Raw genomic sequence first — 17,897 nt, 5'->3', positions numbered from 1 at the left:
TCTTGACTGAGAACGATCCCCCTCGGTTCTCAGACTTAAAAAAGCCGGCCCTTTGAGGCCGGCTTTCTTTTTTTCAGCGCCTGCCAATCCCATGATCCGCGGAGCTGCAGTTCGAGTTTCCTCCAGACAACAAAAAGGGCGCTCGAGGCGCCCTTTTTCTGTTCGGATCGCGGGGATCAGCGCACGCGGCGCATGACACCTGTAAACAGGGAGATGACCACGAATGCGCACAGCATCATGATCAGAACCTGTGCCATGCCGATCGACGTCGCAGTGACGCTCACGCTCAAAGCGCCGGCAATCGCGGCAACAACGGCGGATACAATAAACCAGTAGAGCATCGTTTTTACTCCTTACGCCGAGGGGAACGCGCTTGGGAGGACGCTGTTCCCGGAAACAAGCTTAAAGAAGCACAGCATCGAGGCTGCGCTTTCTCTAAAAACTTTCAATTCCTTGTTAAGGCAACTTCCCTGAACGGTGCCTGAACGTTTCTTAAGCGGCGGCTTTTTGCTGGTCGAAGAACAGCGCCTGGCTGATCAGCGCCTTGACCATGTCCGGGTTGAACGGCTTGGTCACGAGGAAAGCCGGTTCGGGGCGTTCGCCCGTCAACAGGCGCTCGGGGAAGGCGGTGATGAAGATCACCGGCACAGCGCGATCGGCCAGGATTTCGTTGACCGCATCGATACCCGAGCTGCCATCGGCGAGCTGAATGTCGGCCAGCACCATCTTCGGCTGGGTACGGTGGAAGAGCTCGGTTGCTTCGGCATGGGTACGGGCAACGCCCACCACGCGGTGGCCGAGGCTTTCAACCATCTCTTCGATATCCATGGCGATCAGCGGCTCGTCCTCGATCACCATGATTTCCGTGGCAACCTGACGCGAGATCTCGTTGCTGGCTTCCGTCAGAAGGTCAGCGAACTCGTTGGACGGAGCATCCAGGATTTCGGCGGCCTCGGCATCCGTGAAGCCTTCCACTGCAACCAGGAGAAAAGCCTGACGCGGACGAGGTGCCAAAGCAGACAGATTGGCGACCGCGCTCTTTTCCCATGCCGATGCCGGTGCTTCGTCGGGAACGCGAACGGCGATGGATGTGAAAAGCTTGGCGAAAATCTTGTAGAGGGCGATCTTGTCGCTGCTCGCTTCCGGAAAAATGCTGACGTCGGCGATAATCGCTTCGAGCATGGCGGCCACGAGCGCGTCACCGCTGGTCTGAGAACCGGACACTGCCCGCGAAAAGCGCCGCAGATACGGCAAGTGCGGAGCGATCGACGAGGAAAGGCTCATTCTGTGATTATCCCTGGAACAAAAAAGTCGCGCCCACAAATTGGGTCTCACTCATAACAGGGCTCGCGGAAAAAAGTTCCGGCGCAAAGGAACATTTTTGCGATCCCCTCGTTTAGACCCGCTTGCGTGTGCCTAGACTGAACGATCGCTTGCTTGCGAGCGCGATAACTGCACACCCTTCTATCGATCTGAGAGGCGGTTTTGGAATGAGCGACGAGGAAAATACCGAGCAGCACGAGGCTGCGCGGCAGGGTGGTCATCTTGATCCGCTTGGAACCAACACCGAAATAGGACGCAAGCTGAAGCAGTTCTATGACGGGATCGTGTCGGATGATGTTCCGGATCGTTTCATGGACCTGTTGAGCAAGCTGGAAGCAGCGGACTCGGGTCGGAAAAAGGACTGACGATGTCGGACAGCCTGCAGTTCAAGCAAGACTTGCTTGGCGCAATTCCCAGCCTGCGCGCGTTCGGCGTATCGTTGACGCAGAATTCCGACAAGGCCGACGATCTTGTTCAAGAAACGCTTGTGAAGGCGTGGGACAAGCAATCGAGCTTCCAGCCCGGCACCAACCTCAAAGCCTGGTTGTTCACGATCCTTCGCAACGAGTTCTATTCGCAGATGCGCAAGCGCGGCCGCGAAGTTCAGGACAGCGACGGCGCGATGACGGCCCGGCTTGCAATCCATCCGTCGCAGCATGGCTCGCTCGATCTGGAAGATTTTCGTGCAGCGCTCGAAAAGCTGCCAGAGGATCAGCGCGAAGCGATCATCCTGATCGGCGCATCCGGCTTTTCCTACGAGGAAGCTGCCGAAATCTGCAACTGCGCCGTGGGCACCATCAAGAGCCGCGTCAGCCGTGCTCGCACGCGTTTGCAGGACATCCTGAAGGTTTCAGGCGAGGCGGATTATGGTCCCGATGCCATTGCCGCTCACGTGATGGGATCAGGCGCCGGCGTCTGATCTCGAGCAAGGCGCGGTTTCAGCTGCGCCTTGTGCTGAGTGCCGCCTGCATCGCAGCCGTCAACTGATGGCTCGCATAGGGTTTGGTCACGACCGGAACATCGCTGAAGTCGCGGAACGTGTCTTCGGTCCGCGACAGACCGGTTGAAAACACGAACGGGACGCCACGGCTGCGCAGCTTGTCTGCCAGCGGCAGGGTCATGCCTTCGCCCATCATGACGTCCACGATTGCCAGATCGAAGCTGTTCGCGTTCAAAACGGCGTCGTTGACTTCGGACAGATCGCGAAAGGTCTGCACTTCGGCGCAGCCTTCGTCGTAGCAGATCTGCTCGACATCAAGCGCGATCAGAAACTCATCTTCGAGCAACAAAACCCGAAGCCCTTTGAGGAACTGATCTGCCAATCACGAATCTCCATAGCGTTATGCCCGTTGCATCGCTGGAGAACGCAATTTTGTCATTTAAATAAGACATGTTGCGGATAGCGATCAAAGCACGTGATCATCGCTTCTGCTCACCGCGTTGTCGGCCGCGATCCCCGGGATCAGGTTCCACACCACGGCATACAGGATCAGCAGGCCGGGAATGGCGATGAAGCCGCCGATAGGTCCCCACAGCCAGATCCAGAAGGCCAGCGCGATCAACACCGCAAACGGGTTCAGCGTCATGGCGCGGCCGATCACCATGGGCGTGACGAACTGCGCTTCGATCAAGTGGATCGCCAGATAGATGATCACGGGCAGCAGGCTTGCCGTGAACGTGTCAAATTCCGCCAAACCGACAGCAAACAGGATCACGGCAGTCAGGGCGGGTCCGAGATAGGGAACGAAGTTGAACAGGGCGGCGATCGCGCCCCACAGAATGGGGGAGGGCACGTCGAGCACCCACATCGCCACCACCACGGCTGCGCCATGGGCGATATTGATCAGCGCGATCGAAAGAAGATAGCGCGACACCAAGCGCTCGATGTCGCGGAAGATATGCGCGACGCGCCAGCGCAGCCGACGGCGGATGCATAGCTGCAAGATGGCCTTGCGCGTTTCGTGCCGGGTGGCGATGAAGAAATACAGGCTGGCGAAGAACAGCAGGATCTGGGCGAACACGCTTGGCGCCAGGATCGCGAGGCTGGCAACCGCAGAGTCGTCGTCGACCGAAACAGGCAGGCTTTCGCTGCCGCCAGTGACCGAACGCAGCTGTTCGCGCATCGTGCGGATGGTTTCGATCGGTCCCTGGAATTCCGTCAAACGCAGTCGCAGGTCACTGAACATGGCCGGTATGCGCTCGACCCAGAAAGACAGCGGCGCTGCCACGGCAAAAACCAGTCCACTCAAAAGGGCGAGGAAGATAAGGACGACGATCACGCCGGTCAGGCTCGAAGACACGGCATAACGCTCGACCCGTGTTGCAACCGGTCCGAGCATCAGGCCGATCGTGACGCCTAGGAAGATCGGCGCCAGAATGAACTTGCCGGCATACAGTGCTGCGATCACCGCCAGCACACCAACGATGATCATGGCAACCTGTGCCGAGCGGGCGATCACGATTTCTGTGTTGGATCGCGGTGGAAGCCGGACGATCGGCGCGCGCTTGATAGTCCGGTTCATCCTGATGCTTTAACCTGTCCGTAGCGAGCCCCCAAACGTGGAGCTTCAATGATGGTTCCTCGCGGGAACATAGCTGCTTCGAACGCGTTATAGCAGCGTTGATGTAACAGGAGTCATTTATGGCCAACTCGCCGAACGCTGAATCGCAGACAAATCAGAATGCAGACCGTACGCCGCAGGACCTCGAAGCCGAGATCGCTCGCCTGCGTTCCGACCTGGCGAACTTGACCAAGCAGATCGGCGCCGCGGGCAGCCAGTCCCTTGATACGGCCAAGGCCGTCGCACAGCAGAGCGTCGATCGTCTTCGCACCAATGCTCATGATCTCGAAGATCAGGTCGTTGCCCGCGTTCAGGAAAAGCCGCTTACCGCGCTGGCCGTTGCCGCAGCAGTCGGCTACGTCTTGGCGCTGATCAACCGTCGGTAAGTCCTGTGCTTGGACCGCTCATCGCGGCCTTCGCTACCGGCGAGATCGGGCTGACCGTTGAACGCACGAAGCGTGCAGTGCTTGCCTATGTGGTGGCGCTGCTCTTCGTGCTTCTTGGCGCCAGCTTCTTGCTGATCGGCGGTTACATCCAGCTTGCGCGTATGGTCGGACCGTTGGCTGCCGCACTGATCCTCGGTGTCGGCTTCCTGGTGATTGGTGTGATCGTCTTGATGGCGCATCAGGCGCGTGCGCGTGCCGAACAGCGTCGGATCGCCGAAAAGCGCAAGTCCGACATGGTCAGCCTTGGCGCGACGGCAGCGATTGCCGCTTTGCCGAGCATGCTGCGTGGACGTCGTGGCAAGGCCACCGGCGCTGCTGCAGTCGTAACACCGCTCGTTCTTGGGGTGGCCTACTCGCTTTATCAAAGACGCCGCAACGCCGATGATCCTGGCGCATAGATTTTCTTGATCCGAAAAAAGGCCGCGCACATCCTGCGCGGCCTTTTTTTATGTCTGCTCACTTTTATCTGCTCACTGGCTGAAGAAGCGGGATGAACCCCAGCCCGCCTTCGCCTTGCACTTATTCCAGCGGAAGTGAAATCTCGGCCTGAACACCTTCCGGCAGAAAGCGGTGATCGACCTTCGAACCCAGTACCTTGTCCAGGCTGCGTTTGATCAAGATGGAGCCGAAGCCCGAGCGTCTGGGTTCGGTGACGACCGGTCCACCGCATTCTTCCCAGTGCAGCGTGACGCGTGGATGGTCACGCGTCCCTTCCAGCTGCCACGAGACATCGACATGGCCAGTCTGGGTTGAAAGCGCGCCATGTTTCAGCGCGTTGCTGCCAAGTTCATGCAGGATCAGCCCCAGACCAAGCGCCTGGTCAGGGGACAGCGAGATGGACGGCCCGATCGAATAGATGCGCGGATCGGCCTTGTCGGTAAAGGGCATCGCCTGAAGACTGATGACTTCAGCCAGATCGATCCCGCCCCATTCCATGTCCGACAACAGACCATGCGCCAGTCCAAGCGCCTGAAGCCTGCCGTTGAAGGCGGACAGGAAATCGCGTGGTTCTCGGGTGTGACGCAGGGTTTGCGTCGCAAGAGCCTGCACCGTCGCCAGCGTGTTTTTCACGCGGTGATTGATCTCGCGCAGAAGAAGGCGCTGCCGCTCTTCCGAGGTCTTGGTCGCGGTGATGTCGAAGTTCACGCCAAAAACGAGCGTCGGCCGTCCCTGCGCATCATGATCGAGGACGCGGCCTCTGGCACCCAGCCAGCGGGTGGGCTGTGTGTTCCCAACTCGATATTCACCCATATAATCGCGGCCTGTTTGCAGCGCTTGCCGCAACTGCAGAACGGAATGACGACGATCGCGGCGATCGATGGCACGCAGCAGGTCGCTTGCGCGAATGCGGTTTGCGACGGGTAGCCCCAGCATCTGCGGCAGCAATTCGTCGCAATCGATCCTGTTGCTGCGCAGATCCCAGACCCAGCTCGCTATGGAAGCGGCTTCAAGGGCCAGCGTGTGGCGCTTCTTTTCCTGGACCAAAGCCGTTCGGGCGATATCGCCCTTTCGTGCGCTGTCCTTGAGCTGCAGCAGGGATGAAACCAGCGTCGCCATGCTTTTGAGCTGAGCAAGCCGCGCATCGTCGGGCCGCTCGCGTGGGACGGTATCCAGAACGCAAAGCGAGCCGACCTTCTCGCCGCCGACGATCAGGGGACTGCCGGCATAGAAGCGGATGTGGAGCGGACCGGTGACAAGCTCGTTTTTAGCAAAGCGTGCATCAAGCGTGGCATTCTCGACGAGAAAGGGTGCGTCACCCTCTTCGGCGATCGTATGCGCGCAGAAAGAAATCTCTGCGGGGCTTCCTTCCAGATCGGTGCCGATCCTGGAGCGGAACTCCTGCTTGTCGCGTCCAACCAGCGACACCAATGCAATGGGTGTTTGCATGACCTGCGACGCCAAGGCTGTCATGGCGTCGAAGTCGGCGTCCTTGATACCGGAGGTATTGTCGAGCGAACGCAGGACTTCAATGCGCGATTCGCTGTCCAACACGTCACGGACGTGTTGTGGAAGCGTGCGATACTGGTCTTCGGCTACCGACAATATGGGGATCGTTCTACCAGGACTCACAGCCTTAGCTAGGAACAAGGACTGTGTTGGAAAGGGCTTACCTCAGCTATTTCAGGAATGCCTTCCCTCTCCTTGGGGCAGCCAGGGAACAAAGTGGCTCGCGCCGCATTGAGGAATGTTGAATTTAATAATTATGGTGGGAGACCGATATGGATAAGCATAACGCCGGCAGGCCGGTAGTGGACAAGGACGTTTCGCCGGACAAGGCCCGTCAGGGCAAGCTCGGCCAGCCCGTGCTGATCGTCCTGATCTGCGCTCTGGTTCTTGCAGCTGTTGCCTGGTTCGGAGCGGAGATGTTCGGCCAGTCCATCGATCCCGAGCCCGACAATGCCGTCGCGCCCTCGACGCAGACGGAACCGGCAGGCAACTCCGCCGTCGTCAACTGATCCATCGCGCTTCTTTGTTAGAAGATATAACGCCCGCTCATTGAGCGGGCGTTAGTACTTTCAGGGCTCCGGGATGAATTTTGATCACTGTTTCACGCGCGAGATCCCCTGATTCACCATCAATCACGCAGCGATAGGGTTTGCGACGACGGCCGCGCACCGTCATCGTCAGCGCCGTGGTCTCGTGGATTTCCACCCGCGCATTATTCTTCCAGCGTCCCCTCGCGAGGTTGACGAGGAAACTGACGATCTCGCGCGAAGTCTGCGCCGTCGTCAGGTAAACGCCCAGCACACCCTGATCGAGGCGGTCGGCATAGGGCAGGTGGCCTTCGCCAAACAGATTGTTGGTGATGCCGATCCCCGTCGTGCGGGCGACGATCTCCGCCTGATCGGTCTTGATGGTGATGTTGACGCGCGGCGGCTGAAACACGGTCAAGAAGGCCGCGCGCATCGAAGCGCGCATTTTGCCCAAACGTGACGCATATTCCATCTTGTCTCTGAGATCGACGAGCTTGGCATGAAGGCCGAGCGAGAACTGATGCACGAACGGCTTGCCGTTTGCCGTCGCAAGATCGACGGCCCGGACCTGACCGGTTGCAAAGGCGGTCATGGCAGCGTCCAGGCCCATTGGGATCTGAAGACTACGGGCGAACAGGTTCATGGTTCCTGCTGGCAAAACGGCGAGCGCCGTGTCGCTGTTCATCAGGCAGGCAGCCGCGGCCGAAATGGTGCCGTCGCCACCGCCCGCAATCACCACATCGACCGATCCCTGTTGCGATGCTTTCTTTAAAGCGGGCACGATGTCCTTGCCGGACACGATCTCCACCTCGAGCGTATGGCCCTCCTTTTCCAGCGCTGCGCGGCTGCGCTCGGCAAAGGCATCCAGGTCGGTGGTGCGCAACGTGCCGCCATCCCGATTGAGAACTGCAAGAAAATGCATCGTCTCGACGCCCTTGTGGTTGATCGCCGTCCACCACAAGCGGGGACCGGAACAGAGATAGAGGTTTAGGTGGTCGTTGAAGAGTGGGTAGGCAGAAAATCAACAGGCCGGACAATTTTCTGTTTTCGAAAACGCTTCTATCAATCCGGAACGATTTCGAGAACACGCCGTTTGCCCCTCGGAACGGCCGCACTGGACAAATTGGCTTGCTGATGTGTCGCGGTCTGATCCCTTAAAACACGAACAAGGAGAGCTTACTATGATCCGCAAGCTTTTAGCCACGACCGCTATTGCATCTGTTATCGCCACGGGCGCTTTCGCCCAGACCGCGACAACCCCGGCACCGGCCGACGCACCGGCAACGACGAACGCCCCAGCCGCGACCGCTCCGGCTGCTGGCGAGACCAACGCACCGATGGAAGCAGCCGTTGTCCCGGCTGATGGTCAGCTCGCCAGCAACCTGATCGGCGAAACCGTATACAACGGCACCGGCGACGACGCCGAGAACATCGGTAACGTCAACGACCTGGTACTCAGCGACAGCGGCCAGATCGAATCCGTGATCGTTGGTGTTGGCGGCTTCCTCGGCATCGGCGAGAAGAACGTTGCCCTGTCGTACAACGACATCGATTGGGCTGAGAAGGATGGCGATCGCTGGATCGTTGTTCCGACCACGTCTGACGCCCTGAAGGAACTGCCGGCTTTCGATCGCCGCGCTTATGAGCCTGCCAACACGAATGCTGCCAACAATGGTGGCACGGCAATGCCTGCAACGACCGGCACCGACTCGTCGATGGCTCCGGCTGCAGGCACGGCAACGACCGGCATGGCCGCTGCTCCGGCAGCAGGTGGCACGGCTGCGGCTCCGGCAATGAACGACACGGCTGCAGCTCCGGCCGCAACGAACGACACCGCTGCAAACAACACGGCAGCAGCTGATCGTGCGACGATGACGGAAGTTCCGGCTGAAGAACTGACGGCAGAAAACCTCGAAGGCACGACCGTATACGGTGCTGAAGACGCCAATGTCGGCGACATCGGCGACGTTGTTCTCACCAAGGACGGCAAGGTCGACGCGATCATCATCGACGTTGGCGGCTTCCTCGGGATCGGCGAAAAGCCGGTTGCTGTTGCCATGGACGATCTGAAGTTCATGCAGGACGAAGATGGTGATCGTTACCTCTACACCACCTTCACCAAGGAACAGCTCGAGGCTCAGCCTGAGTACAATGCTGATACCTGGGACGCCGAGCGCGACCAGCAGCGTATGACCACGACCCAGTAAGTTTGGTCGTCACGTAAAAAGAGCCCGCGCCGAAATGCGCGGGCTTTTTCTTGTTTGCGTTTGACGCGGCAACCATCTGATTGGTTTCAACGACGGAGACTGGCCCGTGACCGAGATCGCCGACTTCAATATGGAAGACGACGCACAGCGCCGCCGTTATTTCAAGACCATGCCCGATGGCGGAGAAGCGGAGCTGACGCTCGTGAAGACCTCGCCCACACAGTGGATCGCCACCCACACCTTCGTTCCTCCAGCCAACCGCGGCGGCGATCTTGCAGCCAAGCTCGTTGACCGGCTGGTTGCGGATGCGCGGCAGGAAGGCGTGAAGATCCGCGCAACCTGCTGGTATGTCGCCGGCGCCTTCAAGCGCCATGCGGATGAGTGGGAAGACGTGCGCGCTTAAGCGGCGTCGCCCTTGACGATGCCGACATAAGGCAGTTCGCGGAAGGCATGCGCGACATCCATGCCGTAGCCCACCACGAAATAATCTGGGCAGTTGAAGCCGACATAATCGGCGTTGAGTTCGATCTGCCGACGCGACGTCTTGTCGAGCAGCACGGCGAGCGACACGCTCTTAGCGCCGCGCGACAGAAGCAGATCGCGTGTGAACTTCAGCGTCTTACCGGATTCCAGAATGTCGTCGACCAGAAGAACGTCGCGGCCGGTGACATCATTATCGATGTCGCGCAACACGCGCACTTCGCCGCTCGTTGTGCCGGCGCCGTAAGACGAGATGAACATGAACTCGACTTCTGGAGCCGAACCCATCTCGTGCATGGCGCGGATCAGGTCGGCGGCGAAGATGAAGGAACCCTTCAGGATCGAGATGACCAGGAGGTCCTTGTATTCATGCGCCGTGATTTCCTTGGCCAGTTCGAGGTTGCGGCGCGCGATCTCCTCGGCGCTGAACAGAACCTCGATGTCTTTTTCGCGAACAACCGGCATGGAACCTCACAAGCAACAAACCTGCCGCTCGGGCAGGGAAAACAACAAACCCGCCTATTCGGCGGGCTTCAAGGTGACTGCGACCGATTTTACTCCGCCGGGCGGAACCCGCAACCGGCTGGAAAACAGATAAAGGTCGCCAGCCGCGACCGGCTGCGCGTTGGTCGATAGCGTATAGTGCGTCACAGCGCCATCCGGTCCGGTGACTGTGATGGCGATTGGCGGCATGGCTGCAACACTCGTGCCGTCGTTGCGCGCTTCCCCATCCACCATCAAGGTGGAATGGCCGGTATGGGTTTGAACGCGGCTTTCCACATGGGCGATGGCGAGCTTTACGGGCGATCCCATTGCGAAGGCACCGGGCGCCAGCGTGTGGCCGCCGGAAATCCAGAAGGCCGATGCAATCAGCGTCAGACCGGCCGTCCAGAACAGCATTCCACCCCGCTGCGCCGTTTTCGGCTGCGGTTGATTTTGCAGAACGGCAAAGGTGGGGTTCGGGCGCGGCTGGAGGGGTGGGGCAGATGAAGGTTCATCCGCCACATCGATGATTTCGGCATTGACGACCTCGACAACGGGCTTCGGCAAGCCGCGTCGGACGGCAGCTGTCATGATTTCGCCGGAAACCAAGCGTGGTGTCGCGTCGGATCTCATGGTGCGGCGTGCTCCTTCACGCCCGCTGACCTACGCCGGAATGGTTAACCATTTGCGTATTCGCCATCGGTTTTAACGTCGCCTTAACCACGTTTAACCATGCTGAAGCCTGTCGATTGGCTGAAAAGCTGCAACCTTGAAGGACGATTAAGCCCCCGTGTTCCGCTTCGAAAATGTCGGCCTGCGTTACGGAATGGGACCGGAAATCCTGCGCGATATCTCGCTGGATATCCCCGAACGGTCGTTCCAGTTCCTGACCGGCCCATCGGGCGCGGGCAAGACGACCTTGTTGCGGCTGCTGTTTCTCGGGCTGAAGCCGACACGCGGCCTGATCACCGTGTTCGGCAAGGATCGCGCGCTGATCACCCGCAAGGAACTGCCGCATCTGCGGCGCCGCATCGGTGTCGTGTTCCAGGATTTCCGCCTGCTCGATCACATGACCACCTATGAGAATGTCGCGCTGCCGTTGCGCATTCGCGGTCGCGATGAATCGAGCTATCGCGACGACGTTATCGATCTTCTGAAATGGGTGGGACTGGGCGAACGCATGCATGTGCTGCCGCCGATCCTGTCGGGCGGTGAAAAGCAACGCGCGGCGATTGCCCGTGCCCTGATCGAGCAGCCCGAAATCCTGCTGGCTGACGAGCCGACCGGCAACGTCGATCCGCCGCTCGCCCGCCGTTTGCTGCGCTTATTCATCGAACTGAACCGCCTTGGCACTGCCGTGGTGATTGCCACGCACGACCTTCAACTCATGGAACAGGTCGATGCGCGTCGCATGATTCTGTCGGAAGGGCGGCTCGATATCCATGACTGAGCCTCACGACGATTTCGACGACGAGGACGTGGCTGCCGAAACGAACCAGGTTCGGCGCGGCCGTGTGACCGCAGCACCTGCGCCGCCGCGTCGCCGCGCGGCACCGATCGTGCCGGAACAGAACATCGCGGGACGCGCGCTGATCTTCGTGATCGCGATCATGACCTTTCTGTCCTGCCTCACGCTTGGCGCGGTTTCACTCGTGCGCGACACGGCTTCGATGTGGGAAAGCCAGATTTCGCGCGAAGCAACGATCCAGATCCGCCCACGCGACGGGCTGGACATGGAACAGGCGCTGGTTGATGCCAGCCGCATCGCATCCGGCTTTGCCGGCGTGCGGTCCGCAACGGTGGTGGATCGCGCTGCGACCTCGCGCCTGCTGGAACCATGGCTCGGAGCCGGTTTGAACATCGACGACCTGCCGGTGCCGCGTCTCGTGGTGGTGACGATCGACGAATCCTATCCGCCGGATTTCGACTCCATGCGCAGCCTGCTGGCCTCTGAAATCCCGACATCATCGCTTGATGATCACCGCACCTGGGTGGATCGTCTCGTGGCAATGGCGCGCACCACGGTGACGATCGGCCTATCGGTTCTCGTTTTGATGCTGTCGGCCACCGTTCTGTCGGTCGTGTTCGCCACGCGCGGCGCCATGGCCGGCAACGGGCACATCATCGAAGTGCTGCACTTCGTGGGCGCGGAAGCCCGCTTCATTGCCGCCGAATTTCGCCGCCACTTCCTGCTCACCGGCATGAAGGGCGCGCTGGTTGGTGGCGTGCTAGCGGTTCTGGTGTTTGTCGGGTTCGGCTGGTGGTCGTCGCGCAATCTGGCAACGCCGGAAGCCGATCAGGCAACCGCCTTGTTCGGCAACTTCGCCATCGGCCTGTCGGGCTATCTCGGGGTCGGTTTGATCGTGCTTCTGATCGGCGCGCTGACCGCTGCCACCAGCCACTTCACGGTTGTCCGCTATCTCAGCGAGATCGATCTCTCGCAGCAAGCTTCGGACTAGAACGACCATGTACAGCCAAATGGCTGCAGGGGAGCAAATCTCCGTGGCAAGCGTTCGGGTATAGAATGAGCGTGATGAAAAGCATGGAAGGGGACCGGGCGACCCAACGGGGCCTGGATGTTTTGCGACAAAGCGAACGGCGTCCGCGCCGGCGCATGCCGCGCATCCTGCGTTGGCTTGTGTCGCTTTGCGTGTTTGCCATCTTCATGCTGGGTGTCGGCTTTCTCGCCTTTGCCACCCATGTGGCCACCCTCGATACACCGGAAAATCCCCGCAAGGCCGATGCCATCATCGTTCTGACCGGAGGCCTCTACCGTCTCGATGCCGGCGTCAGCCTGCTCAACGAGGGCAGGGGCGACCGTTTGTTGATCAGCGGCGTCAATCCGAAGGCAGGGCGCGATGATCTGCGGGCTGCCACCGGCGGCGATCGTGAGCTTTTTTCCTGCTGCGTCGACATCGACCATGCCGCGATGGACACGATCGGCAATGCGGAAGAAAGCGGCAAGTGGATGCAGGCCAATCACTACCGCAGCGTCATTCTCGTGACCAACAACTATCATATGCCGCGCAGCCTGCTGGAAATGCGGCGCATCCTGCATGATGTGGACATTCAACCCTATCCGGTGGTGAACACCTCGCCGAGCACTGGCAGCTGGTTCACCGATCCGGATGCTTTGCGCGTGATCGCGACCGAATATGTCAAGTTCCTCGGCGCTTTGACCCGTGGCTGGACAGGCCTGCCTTATAGCACTTCGAGTGGGGTGGACTGATCGGCGCGGGTCTCAGCCCATCAGGCAAATTTAGCGGCCTTGGTCATTCCACTGCCGCGCGAAATGCTCTACCCAGCAGGACCCATCTGCCGCTGCAGGGCACCGCATGACTGCACTTCGCTCCTTCTTCTACAATGTCGCTTTCTATGTGAACCTCATCGTTCTGATGATCGTCTTCACCCCGATCTACTTTCTGCTGCCGCGTTTGAAGGCGTGGTTCGTGCCGAAGTTCTGGGCCCGCTCGAGCCTTTGGCTGCAGCGCGTCATCGCCGGCACGAAGAGCGAGATCACGGGACAGGAGAACCTGCCGGAGACGTCTTTCATCCTGGCGCCCAAGCATCAGTCGTTGTGGGACGTGCTGGCCTTCTTTCCTTATCTGAAGGATCCCCTGTTCATCCTCAAGCGGGAGCTGATGTGGATCCCTTTGTTCGGCTGGTATGTGGCCAAGATGCAGATGATACCCGTCAATCGTGGCGAGCGCGCCAAGGCGCTGCGCGCCGTTGTCGCCGCAACGTCGCGCGAGATGAAGCGCAATCGCCAGCTGATCATCTATCCCGAAGGCACCCGACGTGCGCCCGGCGACGAGCCGGCCTACAAATGGGGCATCGCCGAGCTTTACAGCAAGCTGAACGTGCCGGTGGTTCCCGTGGCGCATGCCGCCGGTCTTTATTGGCCGCGCCGCAAGTTCATGCGCTATCCCGGCACGATTCATGCCCGCTTTCTTCCGCCGATCCCGCCGGGTTTGGACCGCAAGGCGTTTCTCGAACGTTTGATCGCTGAAACGGAAGCGGCCTGTGATCAGATGCTGGTGGAAGCGGCAACCGGACCCAACCCGCCGCCGCTGCCGCCCACGGCGGTGAAGCGGCTGAACGAACTCGGCGTTTCGATCACACGCTGACGTGCCTCACCGGCGGCAGCAGGGCCGCCACCTGTTCCAGCCATGGATCGCGAATGCGCAGCGCCTTCAGGTGCTCCACCGTGTTGAGCACGTAATCTTCGTTCGGGCCGGAGTGACCAACAGCGCCGGACACGATGGCGCAGGCTTCCTGGGCTTCGAGCCCGCCGGCATATTGCGCATGGTTGCGGTCGACCACGTAAGCAAGGGCCGGCACGCGGCTTCCATCGTCCAATGTGACGGAAAGCACGCGTTCTTCGTAGACCTTGGTGACCAGCTCGCGCTCGCGCAGATAGGCCATGACCTCCTCGCGCAGCGCTCCCGGCACACGAAAGGCGAGGCCGACGCAGGAGCCGCCGCGATCAAGGCCGAGAACCAGGCCCGGCCGTTCCTTCGTGCCGCGATGCCCGACGGAGCGAACGCATAAAGCGCGGCGAAAGCCGTGCAAACGGGCCCGTCTTGTTTCCACATGCGCAAAGCCCGGCCGCCAAATCAACGAACCATAGCCAAACACCCAAAAATCGCCCATATCGCCGGAAGAAATGATCTTGAACTCCCATTCGGATTCGAGCCCTTCGCCAGAACCACCCAGCCAGCCCGATCTTTCCGCTGTTCGACAAGAAAAAGCAGACCTTTCCATGACGTCAAGCAACCAGCAGGCTTCCCCGATCTTCCGGCGCGTGTTGGTGCTTGCGCTGGTGGTTCTCGTGGTCATCTGCGCCTATATCGCGGGCTGGTATTATCTGGCCGGACGGCTGGAAAGCTCGGCAAACCACTCCTTGCGCGATATCCGCGCGGCTGGCGGCGAGGCGGATTGCGTCGATCAGACCGTGCAGGGCTTTCCCTTCCGCATCGGCCTGTTCTGCAACAGCGTGCTTTATTCCACGCCTGCGCGCGACGTGCAGTTGAAGGCCGGCGCGTTCCGCTCGGCTGCGCAGGTTTATGATCCGCGCACGATCGTGGGTGAACTCGACGGCCCGATGGAAGCCGTTCTGCCCGGCCTCGTTCCCCTGTCTCTTTCCTGGGACCTGATGCATGCCAGCATCAGGCTCGCCGAACCGCTACCCTCCGCTGTTTCGGTTGAAGGCCGCAACGTGGTGGTCGCAAAGGGCAATGGGGGGGCTGGCTTGTTCAAGGCAGAAAACAGCCAGATCCACATGCGCGCCAACAACAACGACGTGGACCTTGCCGCCCGCTTCTCCAACCTACGGCTGACCGGCGCATCGGAGGCCGAAGATGCGCCGAGCTTGAATGCGGAAGGCAACATGACCGTGTTCGATGGCGTCACGCTCGCCACGTCGCCGGGCGCGATCGACCTCGGCTACAAGACCCAGATCCGCGCCTTGACCCTGTCTTTCGGTCCTGACGCCTCGATCGGCCTGTCCGGTCCCTTGTCGGTGGATTCATCGGGCCTGATCGACGCGCAGCTGACGCTGACTGCGCGACAGCCGGTCGCGATCGCGCGTGTGCTGAGTGCCCTGTTTCCCGAGCAGCGCCGCGAAATTGAAATGGCGTCATCTGGTTTGACGATGCTCGGCAGCGCTCCGTCCCTGCCCCTGACGATTGCCAAGGGCAGGGCATCGATCGCGTTCATCACGCTTGGCGATATTCCGCCGCTGCGGCCTTGAAGCAATTCCAGCAAAATCGCGAGGCGGTTTCGCGTTCGGATATTGCGTGACGGAAACCTAGTTCTTCGTCGCAGCCTGTCGACCGAAGTCCGGCAGGTCCACTTCCTGGCCTGCCTCGATGATCGAACGACGCACGTCGCGCGTGTGGGTGAACATCTCGAACAGCTTGTCACCGTCGCCCCACCGGATCGCCCGTTGAAGCGATGCCAGGTCTTCGGAAAACCGCGCCAGCATTTCAAGGATCGCATCCTTGTTGTGCAGGCAGATGTCGCGCCACATCACTGGATCGGACGCCGCAAGCCGCGTGAAATCGCGGAAGCCGGACGCCGAATATTTGATGACCTCGGATTGCGTGACCGTTTCCAGATCATCCGCCGTGCCGACGATGTTGTAGGCGATGATGTGCGGCAGGTGCGAAACGATGGCCAACACCTTGTCGTGGTGGTTGGGATCCATCGTGTCGAGCCGTGAGCCACACGCTTCCCAGAAGCGGCCGAGGCGCTCCACCGCGGCCTGATCGGTTCCGGGCAGGGGCGTCAGAATGCACCAGCGACCCTGAAACAGTTCAGCAAAGCCCGCCGCCGGACCGGACTTTTCCGTGCCCGCGATCGGATGACCGGGAATGAAGTGCACGTGATCGGGCATATGCGGCTGCATCTGCGCGATCACAGAAGCCTTGGTGGAACCCACATCGCTGACGATCGCGCCGGGCTTAAGGGCCGGTGCGATCTGTTCGGCGACTGCGCCCGACGATCCCACCGGCACCGAGATGATGACGAGGTCGGCATCGTGAACGGCATCGCGCGGATCGAGGCAGTAACTGTCCCCGAGATGAAGCGCGCGCGCTTCATCGAGCGTCGCCTGGCTGCGAGTGGAGATGGCGAGGTGATTGGTGAGGCCCTCGCGGCGGATCACGCGCGCCAACGAGGAGCCGATGAGACCGATGCCGATCAGGGCAATCTTCTCAAACAGGATTTCAGACATGGATTGTTTCTTCAGGTCTTGAGAAAGTCACTCAAGGCCGCGACGACGCCACGATTGGCTTCTTCGGAGCCCACGGTCATGCGCAGCGCGTTAGGGAAGCCATATCCCGCGACGCGCCGCAGAATATATCCGCGCGCGCTGAGATAATCGTCCGCCTTCGCCGCCGAATGCGCTTCCGCAGACGGGAAATGGATCAAGATGAAGTTGCCGACGCTGGGCGTGACGCGAAGGCCGAGCTTGGTCAGCTCTTCGGTCAGCCACGGCAGCCAGGTTTCGTTGTGGTGTACGGTTTTTTCGACATGGGCACGGTCACGGATCGCCGCAACGCCCGCCGCGATCGCCGCTGCATTGACGTTGAAGGGACCGCGCACGCGGTTCAGCGGATCGATGATGTGCGTCGGGCCGTACAGCCAGCCGACGCGCATGCCGCCAAGGCCGTGGATCTTCGAAAAGGTCCGCGTCATAACCACGTTTTGCGCCGACGAAACGAGTTCTACGCCGGATTCGTAATCATTGCGGCGGACATATTCGGCATAGGCGGCGTCGAGCACCATAAGCACGGTCTTCGGCAGGCCAGCATGAAGGCGGCGGACTTCGTCGAACGGGATGTATGTGCCGGTCGGGTTGTTGGGATTGGCAAGAAAGACGATCTTCGTGCGCGGCGTCACCGCTGCCAGGATCGCGTCGACCTCGGCTGTCTCGTTCTTTTCCTTGACCACCACCGGTATTCCGCCGGCCGACTGGATGTAGATGCGGTAAACGAGGAACCCGTGTTCGGTGAACACGCCTTCATCGCCCGGCTGCAGGTAGACCTGCGCCAGAAGGCCGATCGCCTCGTCCGAACCGTTGGTGCACAGGATGTTGGCGGGGTTCAGACCATAGGCTTCCCCGATCGCCTCGCGCAGAACCGTGGCCGAACCGTCCGGGTAAAACTCCATGTGACCCGATGCATCGCGCACGGCGGCCATCGCCTGCTCGGAAGCGCCAAGCGGGTTTTCGTTGGATGACAGCTTGTGAACCTTGCTTACGCCGGCCGGCGCGCTCGATTTGCCGGGCACATAGGCCGCGATGTCCATCACGCCGGGCTTGGGTGTGGGACGATCCTGGACGGCTTCGGTGCTCATGACGGCGCTCGTGTCGGTTGAAGGTCTTTTCAATGCAAAAGTGTTCACCGGCGCAATAAACCT

Annotated in this window: 23 protein-coding genes; 12 read left to right on the top strand and 11 right to left on the bottom strand. The window is 60.3% G+C overall.

The window, feature by feature from the left end; translation table 11 throughout:
• Positions 1-176 precede the first annotated feature (176 nt).
• Entirely contained in the window at positions 177-341 is a 165-nt protein-coding gene (locus JYU29_RS17680) for a DUF1328 domain-containing protein (RefSeq protein ID WP_213986183.1), read from the bottom strand.
• Between the two features lie 151 nt (positions 342-492).
• A complete protein-coding gene (locus JYU29_RS17675; protein ID WP_213986182.1) occupies positions 493-1,284 on the bottom strand; it encodes a response regulator in 792 nt (263 codons plus the stop codon).
• Between the two features lie 206 nt (positions 1,285-1,490).
• Here JYU29_RS17675 and JYU29_RS17670 point away from each other — a divergent pair, with 206 nt between their 5' ends.
• Both JYU29_RS17670 and JYU29_RS17665 read left to right on the top strand, forming a co-directional pair.
• Positions 1,491-1,688: a NepR family anti-sigma factor gene (locus JYU29_RS17670; RefSeq protein WP_213986181.1), complete on the top strand. Its 198-nt coding sequence runs from the start codon at positions 1,491-1,493 to the stop codon at positions 1,686-1,688.
• Positions 1,689-1,690: 2 nt separating this feature from the next.
• The gene (locus JYU29_RS17665; RefSeq protein WP_213986180.1) at positions 1,691-2,242 is read left to right on the top strand and encodes a sigma-70 family RNA polymerase sigma factor; all 552 of its coding nucleotides are present in this window, start codon (positions 1,691-1,693) and stop codon (positions 2,240-2,242) included.
• Positions 2,243-2,261: 19 nt separating this feature from the next.
• Here the strand turns inward: JYU29_RS17665 and JYU29_RS17660 are convergent, their stop codons facing one another.
• Both JYU29_RS17660 and JYU29_RS17655 read right to left on the bottom strand, forming a co-directional pair.
• Entirely contained in the window at positions 2,262-2,645 is a 384-nt protein-coding gene (locus JYU29_RS17660) for a response regulator (RefSeq protein WP_213986179.1), read from the bottom strand.
• Between the two features lie 84 nt (positions 2,646-2,729).
• Positions 2,730-3,845 carry an AI-2E family transporter gene (locus tag JYU29_RS17655; protein WP_213986178.1) on the bottom strand — a complete coding sequence of 372 codons (1,116 nt, stop codon included), beginning with the start codon at positions 3,843-3,845 and terminating at the stop codon, positions 2,730-2,732.
• A gap of 119 nt (positions 3,846-3,964) precedes the next feature.
• Here JYU29_RS17655 and JYU29_RS17650 point away from each other — a divergent pair, with 119 nt between their 5' ends.
• A complete protein-coding gene (locus JYU29_RS17650) occupies positions 3,965-4,270 on the top strand; it encodes a hypothetical protein (protein ID WP_213986177.1) in 306 nt (101 codons plus the stop codon).
• A 5-nt stretch (positions 4,271-4,275) separates the two neighbouring features.
• Positions 4,276-4,728, top strand: a complete 453-nt coding sequence (locus tag JYU29_RS17645) for a hypothetical protein (RefSeq protein WP_213986176.1) — start codon at positions 4,276-4,278, stop codon at positions 4,726-4,728.
• A 121-nt stretch (positions 4,729-4,849) separates the two neighbouring features.
• Here the strand turns inward: JYU29_RS17645 and JYU29_RS17640 are convergent, their stop codons facing one another.
• Entirely contained in the window at positions 4,850-6,373 is a 1,524-nt protein-coding gene (locus JYU29_RS17640) for a sensor histidine kinase (protein ID WP_250157561.1), read from the bottom strand.
• 176 nt (positions 6,374-6,549) lie between these two features.
• Here JYU29_RS17640 and JYU29_RS17635 point away from each other — a divergent pair, with 176 nt between their 5' ends.
• On the top strand, positions 6,550-6,786 hold the full coding sequence (locus JYU29_RS17635; RefSeq protein ID WP_213986175.1) for a hypothetical protein: 237 nt from the start codon (positions 6,550-6,552) through the stop codon (positions 6,784-6,786).
• Between the two features lie 37 nt (positions 6,787-6,823).
• On the opposite strand, the gene JYU29_RS17630 is transcribed toward JYU29_RS17635, so the two are convergent.
• On the bottom strand, positions 6,824-7,726 hold the full coding sequence (locus JYU29_RS17630; protein WP_213986174.1) for a diacylglycerol/lipid kinase family protein: 903 nt from the start codon (positions 7,724-7,726) through the stop codon (positions 6,824-6,826).
• A 259-nt stretch (positions 7,727-7,985) separates the two neighbouring features.
• Between JYU29_RS17630 and JYU29_RS17625 the strand changes: the two genes are divergently transcribed.
• A complete protein-coding gene (locus tag JYU29_RS17625) occupies positions 7,986-9,011 on the top strand; it encodes a PRC-barrel domain-containing protein (protein WP_213986173.1) in 1,026 nt (341 codons plus the stop codon).
• Positions 9,012-9,117: 106 nt separating this feature from the next.
• Positions 9,118-9,414, top strand: coding sequence for a GNAT family N-acetyltransferase (locus JYU29_RS17620; protein ID WP_213986172.1), 297 nt, complete (start codon positions 9,118-9,120; stop codon positions 9,412-9,414).
• On the opposite strand, the gene hpt is transcribed toward JYU29_RS17620, so the two are convergent.
• Positions 9,411-9,956: a hypoxanthine phosphoribosyltransferase gene (gene hpt, locus JYU29_RS17615; RefSeq protein WP_213986171.1), complete on the bottom strand. Its 546-nt coding sequence runs from the start codon at positions 9,954-9,956 to the stop codon at positions 9,411-9,413. The genes JYU29_RS17620 and hpt overlap by 4 nt on opposite strands.
• 54 nt (positions 9,957-10,010) lie before the next feature.
• The gene (locus JYU29_RS17610; protein WP_213986170.1) at positions 10,011-10,565 is read right to left on the bottom strand and encodes a hypothetical protein; all 555 of its coding nucleotides are present in this window, start codon (positions 10,563-10,565) and stop codon (positions 10,011-10,013) included.
• A 199-nt stretch (positions 10,566-10,764) separates the two neighbouring features.
• Here JYU29_RS17610 and ftsE point away from each other — a divergent pair, with 199 nt between their 5' ends.
• The 4 genes from ftsE (at position 10,765) to JYU29_RS17590 (ending at position 14,101) form a co-directional block, all read left to right on the top strand.
• Positions 10,765-11,424, top strand: coding sequence for a cell division ATP-binding protein FtsE (ftsE, locus tag JYU29_RS17605; protein ID WP_213986169.1), 660 nt, complete (start codon positions 10,765-10,767; stop codon positions 11,422-11,424).
• Positions 11,417-12,433, top strand: coding sequence for a cell division protein FtsX (locus JYU29_RS17600; RefSeq protein ID WP_250157560.1), 1,017 nt, complete (start codon positions 11,417-11,419; stop codon positions 12,431-12,433). The genes ftsE and JYU29_RS17600 overlap by 8 nt, the downstream gene beginning before the upstream one ends.
• Before the next feature lie 155 nt (positions 12,434-12,588).
• A complete protein-coding gene (locus JYU29_RS17595) occupies positions 12,589-13,203 on the top strand; it encodes a YdcF family protein (protein WP_213986290.1) in 615 nt (204 codons plus the stop codon).
• 106 nt (positions 13,204-13,309) lie between these two features.
• Entirely contained in the window at positions 13,310-14,101 is a 792-nt protein-coding gene (locus JYU29_RS17590; protein WP_213986168.1) for a lysophospholipid acyltransferase family protein, read from the top strand.
• On the opposite strand, the gene JYU29_RS17585 is transcribed toward JYU29_RS17590, so the two are convergent.
• Positions 14,091-14,627 (bottom strand): gamma-glutamylcyclotransferase, encoded by a 537-nt coding sequence (locus JYU29_RS17585; RefSeq protein WP_213986289.1) that lies wholly within the window; start codon positions 14,625-14,627, stop codon positions 14,091-14,093. The two genes, JYU29_RS17590 and JYU29_RS17585, sit on opposite strands and share 11 nt — an antisense overlap.
• A 109-nt stretch (positions 14,628-14,736) precedes the next feature.
• Here JYU29_RS17585 and JYU29_RS17580 point away from each other — a divergent pair, with 109 nt between their 5' ends.
• Positions 14,737-15,726 carry a DUF2125 domain-containing protein gene (locus JYU29_RS17580; protein ID WP_213986167.1) on the top strand — a complete coding sequence of 330 codons (990 nt, stop codon included), beginning with the start codon at positions 14,737-14,739 and terminating at the stop codon, positions 15,724-15,726.
• 57 nt (positions 15,727-15,783) lie between these two features.
• On the opposite strand, the gene JYU29_RS17575 is transcribed toward JYU29_RS17580, so the two are convergent.
• Together JYU29_RS17575 and hisC are read right to left on the bottom strand one after the other, a co-directional pair.
• Positions 15,784-16,710 carry a prephenate/arogenate dehydrogenase family protein gene (locus tag JYU29_RS17575; protein WP_213986166.1) on the bottom strand — a complete coding sequence of 309 codons (927 nt, stop codon included), beginning with the start codon at positions 16,708-16,710 and terminating at the stop codon, positions 15,784-15,786.
• A gap of 11 nt (positions 16,711-16,721) precedes the next feature.
• Positions 16,722-17,834 carry a histidinol-phosphate transaminase gene (gene hisC / locus JYU29_RS17570; RefSeq protein ID WP_213986165.1) on the bottom strand — a complete coding sequence of 371 codons (1,113 nt, stop codon included), beginning with the start codon at positions 17,832-17,834 and terminating at the stop codon, positions 16,722-16,724.
• Between the last annotated feature and the right edge of the window lie 63 nt (positions 17,835-17,897).

The sequence above is a fragment of the Tianweitania aestuarii genome, from assembly GCF_018457165.1.
Classification (GTDB): Bacteria; Pseudomonadota; Alphaproteobacteria; order Rhizobiales; family Rhizobiaceae; genus Tianweitania; species Tianweitania aestuarii.
The sequence above is the reverse complement of the archived record's forward strand: the minus strand, read 5'-3'. Positions and strand labels throughout refer to the sequence as shown.